The organism is Brachyspira catarrhinii, assembly GCF_005518285.1.
In the GTDB taxonomy this organism is placed as follows: Bacteria; Spirochaetota; Brachyspiria; order Brachyspirales; family Brachyspiraceae; genus Brachyspira; species Brachyspira catarrhinii.
Genome location: NZ_SJDU01000018.1, coordinates 1 through 13,638, shown reverse-complemented (window position 1 = coordinate 13,638; position 13,638 = coordinate 1). Strand labels below are relative to the sequence as shown.

Sequence of the window (13,638 nt, the reverse complement as noted above, 5' to 3'; positions counted from 1 at the left end):
GATATAGTAAAAGAATTAATCGAAGATAAAGCCCATATAATCGCTTTTTCTCCATAAGTATTCTTTATATTTATATCCGCTTTATTTTTAAGCAATATTTTTACGGCTTCCGTTTTTCCGTTTCCCGATGCCCATATAAGTGGAGTTATGCCTTTGCTATCTTGTATATTTACATTTGCTTTATTTTCAATTAATGTATTCAGAGTTTCAATATTATCTCTTTCTATTGCAAAAAATATTGAACTTTTACCGTTTATATCTTGAGCGTTTATATCGGCTTTATCTTCGATTAATTCTTTTACTATATCGTTAAGTCCAAAATACGAGGCTATCATAAGAGCCGTAGTTTTTTTATAAAATTTATATTCGTTTATATTTAATATCTCTTCGGTAGAATTATTAATATTCTGTTTTGATATTTCATATATAGTATTTTTAATAATATCGTAATTCATAATTAACTCCTATTTTATTAATATAATTAAATTATAAGATGTTTATTATAAAAAGCAATTAATATACAATATTTTTATATTGACTATAATAACTTTATAATTAAAATATTAATAAATAAATTTTTTAGGAAATTAAATTGTTAAATAATAAAGACATACTAATAGTTACGAATAATAGTAAGGTATTTATAAAATATAAAGAAAATTATAATATAGAATTTATAGATTCTGAAACTATATATAATGTCCTTATCAAAACGAGAGATTTATTACATTTGGGTTATAAACTTTTAACTCATCCTATGAGCGGTAGTCTAAAATCCAATCAAACTCCTTATAAATCGATTCTTTTAATAAAGAAAAACAACGAAGCAAATTTTGACGACATTTTAATGATAGAAAATGCGATTGATAATTATAATAAATTTATAAAGAATAGAGATATTACTAATTGGACTGAAAGCATAAAAAATAATTTTAAGACTGTGGATTTATCATTAATATCTTCATGTTTTAGTAAAAATGCTCCTTAAAAACCCATTCATTATTTGGGAGTGGCGGTGATATTGTTTTTTAAATTTTTTTGAATTTTATATAAAAAAACACTTGATATTTTTCCCGTTTCATGTTAAAATCGTTATTATATGTTTACACAATTTATAATAACGATTTTGTTGATACCAACAGTCAACAGTCAACAGTCAACAGTCAACAGTCAACAGTCAACAGTCAACAGTCAACATGTAAGAACTTTAAACTTTTTCAAAAATTATATATCTACAAAGTTGTCAAAATATTGGGATATTTTAATTTATCCTCTAATCAAAATTCGCAAAATAATAAATCGTATATTCGTATGCGATTGTTATTTAATAAATTCAAAATTTTTTAAACATAGGAGGATAAAATGCCTACAGACAAAAAAATTTCAATTAATAATGTTATAATGTTTGGCGGAAGTATTATAGCGTTTCTAATCGGTTCGGGATTTGCCACAGGGCAAGAAGTATTGCAATATTTTACGGCATACGGTTTTTGGGGAATAGCCGGAACATTAGTTATGTTTATAGTATTTCTTTATGTGTGTTCAAGCTTTATACTCGTAGGATACGATAATACTTTTGAAAAACCCAACGATGTATATAAATATTATGGCGGAAAATATATAGGAACTTTTTTTGATTATTTTTCAACTTTGTTTATATATATGTCATATTTTGTTATGATAGCTGGAGCGGGAGCGACTATGAAACAGCAATATGGAATTTCAGAAGTAATTGGAGCTATTGTTATGGCAATATTATCTGGGGTAACGGTTGCATTCGGGCTTAAGAATATAGTAAAAGTTTTGGGAAAATTAGGACCTATAATTTGTATTATATCTATATGTTTAGGCATATATGGAATAGCGACAAATTTTAACGAATTAACCGAAGGTAATAGAATTGTTGGAGAACTTCAAAAAACTAAAGCCTCTACTAATTGGTTTTTTTCTTCAGCTTCTTATATAGGGTTTTGTATGCTTTGGCTTACGGCTTTTGTAGCGGCTTTAGGTAAACAAGCTAATAGTAAAAAAGAAGGAGTGTTTGGCGTAATTTTTGGAACATTGGGCTTCTCAATTGCGGTTATTATAGTGGCTTTGGGTTTATTGGCTCATATAAACGAAGTAGCAAATAGTCAAATACCTTCCTTAATTTTGGCTTCTAAAATAAGCCCAATATTCGCAACTGTTTTTTCCGTTATTGTAATAGGAGGAATATATACTACGGCTGTGCCTCTATTGTGGACTGCTTCTTCGAGAGTTATTAGTGACGATAGCAGCAGTAAATTTAAAATAGTAACTGTTATATTAGCGGCTGTTGGATGTTTTATAGGATTAAAAATTCCTTTTGACAGATTGGTGAACATAGTTTATGTATTAAACGGTTATGTTGGATTTTTATTATTCTTTATAATGCTTATAAGAAGTATTATGAGAATTAAAAATAAAAATAATATAAAAAATATTTAATGGAGGAATAGTTGATGAAACTAGAACTTGGTAAAATTTTCATTAAGGATGTTCAGTTTGCCGATAAGATGAAAGTTGAAAACGGAGTTCTTTATGTTTGCGCTAAAGAAATAGAAGAACTCGTGCTTCAAGACGATAGAATTATTTCGGCAAAAGTTGAACTCGCCAGACCAGGCGAATCCGTTCGTATAGCTCCAGTAAAGGATGTTATAGAGCCTCGAGTGAAGGTGAGCGGAGGCGGAGGTATATTTCCTGGCGTAATAAACAAAGTAAAAGAAGTCGGTAGCGGAAGAACTCATGCTTTAGTAGGAGCATGTGTCGTTACTTGCGGGCGTATAGTTGGATTTCAAGAGGGTATTATAGATATGTCTGGACCTGCGGCTAAATATACTCCTTTTTCCGAAACAAATAATGTATGCGTAGTTATCGAACCTAAAGAGGGGTTAGAAACGCATAGTTATGAAGAAGCGGGAAGATTAGCGGGGCTTAAAGTTGCGGCTTTAATAGGCGAGGTGGCAAAAGAATTGAAACCAGATGAAATAGTAACCTATGAAACAAAACCTTTGGCGGAACAAATAGCGCAATATCCTAATCTACCTAAAGTTGGATATGTTCATATGTTGCAATCGCAAGGTTTACTACATGATACATATTATTATGGAGTCGATGCCAAACAGATAGTTCCTACTTTTATGTATCCTACCGAAATTATGGACGGCGCTATAGTAAGCGGAAACTGTGTAGCTCCTTGCGATAAAGTTACCACATATCACCATTTTCATAATCCCGTAATAGAAGATTTATATAAGAGACATGGAAAGGACTTAAACTTTATAGGCGTTATACTTACAAATGAAAATGTATTTTTAGCCGATAAAGAAAGGTCTTCCGATATGGTAGCTAAATTGGCTGAATTCTTATGTTTGGATGGCATAATAATTACAGAAGAAGGATACGGTAATCCAGATACGGATTTAATGATGAATTGCAAAAAGGTAGCTCAAAAAGGAATTAAAGTAGTTCTTATTACGGACGAGTTCCCTGGCAGAGACGGAAAATCCCAATCTCTTGCGGATATAACTACCGAAGCCGATACTTTAGTTTCTTGCGGTAATGGTAATGTAATTATAAACTTTCCAAAAATGGATAAGGTTATAGGAACATTAGATTTTGTAGAAACGATGATTGGCGGATATGAAGGCAGCTTAAAGCCAGACGGAACTATAGAAGCTGAATTGCAAATAATAATAGCTTCTACTATTGCCAACGGTTTTAATAAGCTTGCAGCCAGAGGTTATTAATTAAAGTTAATAAACGATTTTAAGGAGAATATTTAATATGGGTAAGAAAAAAGTTATTCATTATATGAATCAGTTTTTTGCTGGAATAGGCGGAGAAGAAAAAGCAGGTATTCCGCCTGAAATTAGAAAAGAAAAAATAGGACCAGGCGCCGCTTTAGAAAAAAGTCTTGGAGATGATTATGAAATAGTAGCAACCGTTATATGCGGAGATAATTATTTTGGAGAACATCTTGAAGAGGCTAAAACCACTATAATAAAAATGATGGAAGAATTTAAACCAGATTTATTTATAGCGGGTCCAGCTTTCAATGCAGGTCGTTATGGAGTCGCTTGCGGAGGAATTTGCGTAGCCGTTGAGGAACATTTTAAAATCCCCGTTATTACGGCTATGTATAAGGAAAATCCGGGCGTTGATATGTATCGTAAGGATTTATATATAATAGAAACGAAGGATTCCGCCGCAGATATGCGAAATACAATTCCTAAAGTCGCCGCATTATCTAAAAAATTAGTTAATGGTGAAGAGATTTTAGCTCCTTCGGTTGAAGGATATTTTGAAAGAGGAATAAGGGTTAATTACTTCAATGAAGTTAGAGGTTCTACGAGAGCCGTTGATTTATTGGTAAGAAAAATAAAAGGCGAAAAAGTTGAAACCGAATACCCTATGCCTTATTTTGATAAAGTCGCTCCTGCAAAAGCTATAAAAGATATTACAAAAACAAAAGTAGCTTTCGTTACTTCTGGAGGCATAGTTCCCGTAGGTAATCCAGATAGAATAGAAAGTTCAAGCGCCACTAAATATGGAGTTTATAGCATCAAAGGTAAAAAAGCTATGGACCCTAAGGAGTTTATGACAGTTCATGGAGGATATGACAGAGCTTTTGTTTTGAAAAATCCTAATTTGGTTATACCTTTAGATGTTATGAGAGAGATAGAGGCTGAAGGCGGTATAGGAGAGTTAGCCGATTATTTTATAACTACCACTGGAACGGGAACATCAACGGGTAATGCGAAACATTTCGGAGAAGATTTTGTTCCAAAATTATTGGCTGACGGAGTTCAAGCCGTTATATTGACTTCAACCTGAGGAACTTGCACTCGTTGCGGCGCAACGATGGTAAAAGAAATTGAACGAGCTGGAATTCCTGTAGTTCATATTGCAACCGTAGTTCCTATATCATTAACTATCGGAGCTAATAGAATTATTCCGGGCGTTGGTATTCCTTATCCTTTAGGTAATCCTCCTTTAGGCGAGGAAACCAGCAAAAAAATAAGACGAAAAATGGTTGAAAGAGCTTTAAAAGCTTTGCAAACCGAAGTGGAAGAGCAAACGGTATTTGAATAATTAATATTAGAAAAAAATAACCGTCCACATATTTTTATAAGTATATGGACGGTTTTTTATTATTGTAAATTTTTTAATTTAATAATTTTATTTCTATTGACTTACTATTTACTAAAATATAATATTTAATATAATAAAAACTTTTATTGAAAATTAAGAATAACATAGGAGATTAAAAATGCCTGTAAATTTAAAAGGAAGAAGTTTTTTAACGCTTAAAGATTTTACTCCAGATGAAATTCATTATTTGCTTAATTTAGCGTCCGATTTGAAGACTAAAAAAAGAGCGGGAATAAAAGGAAATTTATTGGATGGAAAAAATATTGTCCTTCTATTTGAAAAAACTTCCACAAGAACGAGATGCGCTTTTGAAGTCGCCACGATGGATGAAGGCGGTTGCGTAACTTTTTTAGGTTCAAACGATAGCCAAATGGGAAAAAAGGAATCTATTGAAGATACGGCTAAAGTATTAGGTAGATTCTATGACGGAATAGAATTTAGAGGTTTTAAACAAGAAACAGTAGAGGCTTTGGCTAAATATTCTGGAGTTCCAGTGTGGAATGGACTAACAGATTTATATCATCCTACGCAAATATTAGCGGACTTCTTAACCGTAAAAGAATATGTTCCAAAACCATTCAACAAAGTTAAATTTGTCTATGTGGGAGATGCCAGAAATAATATGGGTAATTCTCTTATGATTGGAGCGGCTAAAATGGGAATGGAATTTTGGAGTATCGCTCCTAAAGAATTATGGAGTTCCGATTCGCTTATAAAAGAAATGAAAGATGTGGCTAAAGATACGGGAGCTTCTATTAATTTTAGCGAAAATGTAGACGATGTGAAAAATGCGGACGTTATTTATACTGATGTTTGGGTTTCGATGGGAGAAGAAGCTATGTTTGAAGAGCGTATAAAATTACTCAAACCTTATCAGGTAAATATGGATATGATAAAAAAGACAAATAATCCCGATGTTATTTTCTTACATTGTTTGCCTTCGTTTCATGATTTAAATACCGCTACCGCAATAGATATTCATAAAAAATTCGGACTCAAAGAAATGGAAGTAACAAACGAAGTATTTTTAAGCAAATATTCTAAAGTGTTTGACGAAGCAGAAAATAGAATGCATACTATTAAAGCCGTTATGGTAGCGACTATTGGAAATATATAAAAAATTATTGCAATAAAATCATATATATATTATACTTAACCGAAACAAAAAATAAAAAGTCGTTAAAATGATTTATAATAATATTAATAAAAAACTAAAGTCGAAAGATAATAAGATTGATAAATTAATGTTTTCATTAATTGTCAATCTTTTTTTTAATTTATAAAATAAATAAAAATTATAAAATATAAAGTAAAAAATTAGGAAGAAGAAATTGAAAAGATATTTAATACTCGAAGACGGAAGTCATTACGAAGGCGAAGGTTTCGGTTCGGATAATTTTAGAATCGGAGAAATTGTCTTCAATACTTCGATGACGGGCTATCAGGAAACATTATCGGACTTGTCATACTGCGGACAAATAGCCGTTATGACTTATCCCTTAATTGGAAATTATGGAATAAACAGAGACGATTTTGAAAGTTTGAATCCCGCAATATTCGGTTTTGTAGTCAAAGAGGCTTGCAAAGAACCGAATAATTTTAGAAGCATATATAATTTGGACGATTTTCTTAAACTTAAAGGAATAGCTGGAATCGAAAAAATCGACACGAGAGCGATAACGAAAAAAATAAGAGAGATTGGAACTATAAAAGCGATAATGTCCGACACTTTGGAAAATAAAGACGAAATAGTAGAAATGTTAAAAAATACTCCCTACGCGAGAGATTATGTAAAAAGAGTTTCCACGCAAAAAGCCTATCCGATACCAAACAAAGGAAAAAAAGTAGTTTTAATCGATTACGGAGCGAAACTTGGAATAATAAGAGAGTTAAGTAAAAGAAATTGCGATTTGACGGTTGTTCCTTACGACACTTCCGCCGAAGAAATACTTAATTTAAATCCAGACGGAATAATGCTTTCAAACGGACCGGGCAATCCAAAAGATATTCCCGAGTCTATAAAAATAGTTAAAAAATTAATCGGAAAAATCCCAATATTCGGAATCTGTTTGGGACATCAAATTATAAGTTTAGCCTGCGGAGCCAACACGATAAAATTGAGATTCGGGCATAGAGGCGGAAATCATCCCGTAAAAGATTTGGCTACAAATAAAGTGGCGATAACGAGTCAAAATCATAGTTTTGCCGTAGAAATAGAAAGTTTAAGTAAAACGAATTTAATATTGACTCATATATCTTTAAATGACGGAAGTTGCGAGGGAGTGAAACATAAAAAATATCCAGTCTTTTCCGTTCAATATCATCCCGAAGCGAGTCCCGGTCCCGAAGATTGTAAATATTTATTCGATGACTTTATTAATTTAATGAATAAAAATAATAAGAGGATTAAAAATGCCTAAAAGAAGCGATATAGAAAAAATATTGGTTATAGGCTCGGGACCTATAGTTATAGGACAGGCGGCGGAATTCGATTATGCGGGAACTCAAGCATGCCAATCTCTTAAAGAAGAAGGCTATCAAGTCGTTTTAATCAATTCTAATCCCGCGACAATAATGACGGACAGCGCAATCGCCGACAAAATATATATAGAGCCGATAAATTTCGATTTTGCAAAAAGAATAATTTATAAAGAGCGTCCTCAAGCGATTTTAGGCTCGTTGGGAGGACAAACGGGACTCAATTTAGTCGTTGAACTTGCAAACTCGGGAATCTTAAAAGAAAATAATATTGAAATTTTAGGAACGGATTTGAACGCCATTAATTGTGCCGAAGACAGACAGCTTTTCAAAGAATTGATGAATAAAATAAACGAACCCGTCCCAGAAAGCGTCATAATTCGTAAAGTCGAAGAAGCTTTGGAATTTGCAAATAAAATCGGTTATCATTTGGTAGTTCGCCCCGCCTACACGCTCGGAGGCACGGGAGGAGGATTTGCCAGAAACGAAAAAGAACTTATTGAAATCTGCGAAACGGGATTAAAAATTAGCCCCGTTGGAGAATGTTTGGTTGAAAAAAGTATCGCGGGTTATAAAGAAATAGAATACGAAGTGATGCGAGACAATAACGATAACGCTATAGTGGTATGCAATATGGAAAATGTCGACCCTGTGGGAATACATACGGGAGATAGCATAGTTGTCGCTCCTTGTCAAACTTTAAGCGATGTGGAAAATCAAACTTTAAGAAACGCAAGTTTAAAAATAATAAGAGCATTGAAAATTTGCGGAGGCTGTAATGTTCAAATAGCTCTCGACCCGAATAGTTTTAATTATTATATTATAGAAGTTAATCCGAGAGTTTCGCGTTCGAGTGCGCTTGCAAGCAAGGCTACGGGTTATCCGATTGCAAAAATAAGCGCAAAAATAGCCGTTGGAATGACTTTGGACGAAATACTTAATCCGATTACAAAAAAAAGCTTCGCATGTTTCGAGCCTTCGATTGATTATATAGTTACAAAATTTCCGCGTCTTCCATTCGATAAATTTCCAAACGCCGACAGACAGCTTGGGACTCAAATGAAAGCTACGGGCGAGGTTATGAGCATTGGAAGAAATTTTGAAGAATCTTTTTTGAAAGCCGTTCGTTCGCTTGAAATAAAATGCGACCATATAGAAAATAAAGATTTGTCCGAATATACGACAAAAAAATTATGGGAGAGAATAGAGCGAAGAGACGATTTAAGAATGTTTATAATAGCCGAACTTATAAGAAGAGGCGAAGGTTTAGAGAATATCATTAAAATAACGCGTATCGACAGATTCTTTTTAAATTATATAAAAAATATAATCGATTTGGAAAAAAAATTAAAATCGAATATTATGAACATCGAAGTTTTGAAAGAATGCAAAAAACATGGATTTTCGGACGGATATATAGCGAGAAATTGGAATGTCGAAGAAAAAGAAATTTACGATTTGAGAATAAAAAACAATATAATTCCCGTTTATAAAATGGTCGATACATGCGCGGGAGAATTTGAAAGCGAAACTCCTTATTTTTATTCCACTTACGAAACGGAAAACGAATCTCATAAAAGCGAAAGAGAAAGCGTTATAGTTTTAGGGGCGGGACCGATAAGGATAGGACAGGGAATAGAATTCGATTATTCTACCGTTCACTCGGTTATGACTATCAGAAAAGCGGGATACGAGGCGATTGTAATAAATAATAATCCCGAAACCGTATCAACGGATTTTTCAATTTCAGATAAACTTTATTTCGAGCCTCTAACTATTGAAGATGTGATGCATATAATAGAACTTGAAAAACCTATAGGCGTTATAGTTCAATTCGGCGGACAAACGGCGATTAATTTGGCGGAAAAATTGGTTCAACATAATGTAAAAATTCTTGGAACTTCGCTTGAAAATATTAATAAAGCGGAAGACAGACATGAATTTGAAAAGACACTTAAAAAATTGAATATTCCTCAACCGATGGGAGAGACGGCTTTTACAGTGAAAGAAGCGCTTATAATAGCTCAAAAAATCGGCTATCCCGTTTTGGTTCGTCCGAGTTATGTTTTGGGCGGACGCGCTATGGAAATAGTAAATAACGATGAAGCGTTAAAAAAATATATGGCGAGCGCGGTTAAAGAGATAAGCAATAAAGCTCCTATACTTATAGACAAATATATAATCGGCAAAGAAGTCGAAACGGACGCGATAGCGGACAGCAAAAACAATATATTTATCCCGGGTATTATGGAACATGTGGAAAGAGCGGGAATACATTCGGGCGATTCTATAAGCGTTTATCCGACTCAAACTATTTCAAAAAAAGTTAAAGACAAAATAATAGAATACACGGGAAGAATCGGAAAAGGTTTCAATTTTATCGGGCTTTACAATATACAATTTATAGTCGATAGAAACGAAAATGTTTATGTGTTGGAGGTAAATCCAAGAAGCAGTAGAACCGTTCCGTTTTTAAGCAAGATAACAAATATACAAATGGCGAATATTGCGACTATGTGCATATTGGGAAAATCTCTCAAAGAACAAGGTTATAAAAATTTGTATTTGAAAGAAAGAGATAAAGTTTTTGTTAAAGCTCCCGTTTTTTCTTTTGCGAAACTTACGAGCGTTGACACTTTACTCGGTCCCGAAATGAAAAGCACGGGCGAAGCTTTGGGATTCGATATTAATTTTGAAAAGGCTTTATATAAGGCTTTGGTTGCAAGCGGAATGAGAATTCCCCTTCATGGAAATATCTTGCTTACAATATCGGATAATCATAAAAAAGAAGCGTTAGATTTGGCAAAAAGATTTTTTGCAATCGGATACGGAATTTATGCCACTAAAGGGACTGCGGATTTTTTAAGAGGAAACGATTTATATGTTAAAGAAGTTTCAAAAATCTACGAAAGTAAATTTGAAAATATAATCGATATTATAAGATTTGGAAAAGTAGATTATGTAGTAAATACGATAGAAAGCGACAATCAAAATCATACCGACAGTTTGAAATTACGAAGAGCGACAGCGGAAAATAATATTCCATGCTTAACCTCGCTCGATACGGCTTACGCTTTACTTAAAGTTATTGAATCTATGAATTTCACAATCGCTTCGGTAACTTGATATGATAATTGATTTTATAAATTTATATTATATAATAATAGAGTTAATTTTAAAATAAAAACTTATTAGGGGAAATAATTATGTCAAAAAAAATTAAAAAAGTGGTTTTGGCTTATTCTGGCGGACTCGACACTTCCGTTATAATTCCATGGCTTAAAGAAAATTACGATAATTGCGAAGTTATAGCGGTTTCGGTAGATGTCGGACAGGGAACGGAACTTGACGGACTTAAAGAAAAAGCTATAAAAACGGGCGCATCCAAACTTTATATAGAAGATTTAAAAGAAGAGTTTATTCAAAAATATGTTTATCCAACTCTTCAGGCTGGAGCGGTTTACGAAAATAAATATTTGCTCGGAACTTCTTTCGCTCGTCCTATAATCGCAAAAAGAATTGCGGAAATAGCGATTAAAGAAAAAGCGGACGCTCTATGTCATGGAGCCACTGGAAAGGGAAACGACCAAGTGAGATTCGAACTCGCTTTCAAGTCTTTCGCTCCCGATTTGGATATTATCGCTCCTTGGAGAGTTTGGGATATAAAATCTCGAGAGCAGGAAATAGAATACGCGGAATCTCATAATATTCCGCTAAAAATAAATAGAGAAACGAATTATTCTAAAGATAAAAATTTATGGCATCTCTCTCATGAAGGACTCGATTTGGAAAATCCCGCGAACGAACCGCAATACGAAAAGAAAAATTTTCTTGAAATGGGCGTCTCTCCAATTCAAGCTCCCGATAAACCGACTTATATAACGATTGGTTTTGAAAAAGGAATTCCAACGACTCTTAACGGTAAAAAACTTAACGGAGTCGAAATGGTGGAGGCTTTGAATAAAATCGGCGGAAAAAACGGAATCGGAATTGTCGACATCGTTGAAAATCGTCTTGTAGGAATGAAGTCGAGAGGAATTTACGAAACTCCAGGCGGAACAATTTTATATCATGCTCATGAAGTCCTTGAAAGCATTACTCTCGATAAAGAAACTTTAAGAGTCAAACAGCATTTGGCTATTAAATTTGCCGACATAGTTTATAACGGACAATGGTTTACTCCTTTAAGAGAGGCAATGAGCGCGTTTTTTACCGAAACTCAAAAAACCGTTACTGGAGAAGTTAAACTCAAACTTTATAAAGGAAATATAATAAACGCAGGCGTAAAATCTCCTTATTCGCTTCATGATGAAGAGGTTGTAACATTCGGAGAAGACAATGTATATAATCAAGCGGACGCGGTAGGATTTATTAATCTTTTCGGGCTTCCAGTAAAAGTTCGCGCAAATATGGAAAAAAAGATAAAGAATAAAAACAAAAGTAAAAAATAATAATGAATAATAAAAAAATCTGGGCGGGAAGATTTACAAAAGAAACCGACAAAAGAGTAAACGATTTTAATTCTTCGATTTCGTTCGATGCGAGAATGTATAGAGAAGATATCGAAGGCTCTATCGCTCATGCAACTATGCTTGGCGAATGCAATATAATTGATTTGGAAGAAAGCAAGGCTATAGTCGAAGGATTAAAAGGAATACTCGCCGATATAGAAAGCGGAAAATTGGAATTCGATTTTAATGCCGAAGATATTCATTCTTTTATAGAAACAGAACTTACAAAGAGATTGGACGATACGGGAAAACGACTTCACACCGCGCGCTCGAGAAACGACCAAGTGGCTCTCGATATAAGAATGTATTTGAAAAAAGAAGTTAAAGAAATCGAAAGCCTAATAAAAAAATTGATAACAGTTTTAACCGATTTGTCTGAAAAAAATCTTCAAACCGTTATGGCGGGTTATACTCATTTGCAACGCGCCCAGCCGATAACATTCGCTCATCATATTATGGCTTATTCGCAAATGTTTTTAAGAGATTTGGAAAGGCTTAAAGACGCTTATAAAAGAATAAATATTATGCCTTTGGGGAGCGGTGCTTTGGCGTCCACGACTTATCCTATAAACAGGAGGATGGTTTGCGATGCGCTCGGATTTGACGAAATTACTCAAAACTCTCTCGATGCCGTTTCGGACAGAGATTTTTGTATAGAGCTGGCTTCCGATTTATCGATATTAATGATGCATCTTTCAAGATTTTCCGAAGAGATAATTTTGTGGGATTCTTGGGAGTTTAAATTTATAGAACTTGACGATGCTTATTCTACGGGTTCGTCCATCATGCCTCAAAAAAAGAATCCCGATATTACGGAATTAATCAGAGGAAAAACGGGAAGAGTTTACGGAGATTTGAATACTCTTCTTATAATGATGAAAGGGCTTCCGCTTGCCTACAATAAAGATATGCAGGAAGATAAAGAGGCTATTTTTGACGCTATCGATACGGTTAAACTTTCTCTAAACGCTTTTATTCCTATGATTGAAACTATGACTATATTTCCAGAAAATATGAGAGAAGCTGCGGCGAAAGGTTTTATTAACGCCACAGACTGTGCCGATTATTTGGTTAAAAAAGGAATGCCTTTCAGAGACGCTTATAAAATCACGGGAGAGATTATCAGATTATGCATCGAAAATAATTTAACTCTCGAAACTTTGCCGATTGAAAAATATAAAGAATTTTCCAATAAATTTGAAGAAGATATATTCGAAGCGATAAACCTTGAAACTTGCGTTATGCAAAGAAAAGTCGAAGGCGGACCCGCCCCAGAGTCGGTTAAAGCTCAAATTGAATATATAAGAAATAAAATTAATTAGTTATGATTTAATAATTTAAGAAAAATAAAAAACGCATGCGCTTTTTAAAGAGCATGCGTCTAATAATATGAGTTTAAATTGAAGTATTATCGTAGCTTTAACCGTTTATGCGATTTCTATCTTCTTCTCGAATTTAACTTCTTGTTTTTTAGGAA

Annotated in this window: 10 protein-coding genes; 9 read left to right on the top strand and 1 reads right to left on the bottom strand. The window is 33.7% G+C overall.

The features are described 5' to 3' along the window. On the bottom strand, positions 1 to 455 hold a 455-nt coding region (locus tag EZH24_RS01430; protein ID WP_137997356.1), incomplete at its 3' end, for an ankyrin repeat domain-containing protein. A 137-nt stretch (positions 456 to 592) separates the two neighbouring features. On the opposite strand from EZH24_RS01430, the gene EZH24_RS01425 reads away from it, so the two are divergent. The 9 genes from EZH24_RS01425 (at position 593) to argH (ending at position 13,483) form a co-directional block, all read left to right on the top strand. Beyond that, positions 593 to 988: a GrdX family protein gene (locus EZH24_RS01425; protein WP_137997355.1), complete on the top strand. Its 396-nt coding sequence runs from the start codon at positions 593 to 595 to the stop codon at positions 986 to 988. A 374-nt stretch (positions 989 to 1,362) separates the two neighbouring features. After that, positions 1,363 to 2,466, top strand: coding sequence for a YkvI family membrane protein (locus EZH24_RS01420; protein ID WP_137997354.1), 1,104 nt, complete (start codon positions 1,363 to 1,365; stop codon positions 2,464 to 2,466). Between the two features lie 14 nt (positions 2,467 to 2,480). Further along, positions 2,481 to 3,767: a sarcosine reductase complex component B subunit alpha gene (gene grdG / locus EZH24_RS01415; protein WP_137997353.1), complete on the top strand. Its 1,287-nt coding sequence runs from the start codon at positions 2,481 to 2,483 to the stop codon at positions 3,765 to 3,767. A gap of 37 nt (positions 3,768 to 3,804) precedes the next feature. Further along, a complete protein-coding gene (gene grdF / locus EZH24_RS01410) occupies positions 3,805 to 5,112 on the top strand; it encodes a sarcosine reductase complex component B subunit beta (protein ID WP_137997352.1) in 1,308 nt (435 codons plus the stop codon). 178 nt (positions 5,113 to 5,290) lie between these two features. After that, positions 5,291 to 6,289 (top strand): ornithine carbamoyltransferase, encoded by a 999-nt coding sequence (gene argF / locus EZH24_RS01405; protein ID WP_137997351.1) that lies wholly within the window; start codon positions 5,291 to 5,293, stop codon positions 6,287 to 6,289. Between the two features lie 214 nt (positions 6,290 to 6,503). After that, complete coding sequence (locus EZH24_RS01400) at positions 6,504 to 7,592, top strand: carbamoyl phosphate synthase small subunit (protein WP_137997350.1); 1,089 nt, start codon at positions 6,504 to 6,506, stop codon at positions 7,590 to 7,592. Next, the gene (gene carB, locus EZH24_RS01395) at positions 7,585 to 10,776 is read left to right on the top strand and encodes a carbamoyl-phosphate synthase large subunit (protein ID WP_137997349.1); all 3,192 of its coding nucleotides are present in this window, start codon (positions 7,585 to 7,587) and stop codon (positions 10,774 to 10,776) included. Before EZH24_RS01400 ends, carB begins: the two co-directional genes overlap by 8 nt. An 80-nt stretch (positions 10,777 to 10,856) precedes the next feature. Continuing rightward, positions 10,857 to 12,101 carry an argininosuccinate synthase gene (locus tag EZH24_RS01390; protein ID WP_137997348.1) on the top strand — a complete coding sequence of 415 codons (1,245 nt, stop codon included), beginning with the start codon at positions 10,857 to 10,859 and terminating at the stop codon, positions 12,099 to 12,101. Positions 12,102 to 12,103: 2 nt separating this feature from the next. Continuing rightward, positions 12,104 to 13,483, top strand: coding sequence for an argininosuccinate lyase (gene argH / locus EZH24_RS01385; RefSeq protein ID WP_137997347.1), 1,380 nt, complete (start codon positions 12,104 to 12,106; stop codon positions 13,481 to 13,483). Positions 13,484 to 13,638: the final 155 nt, after the last annotated feature.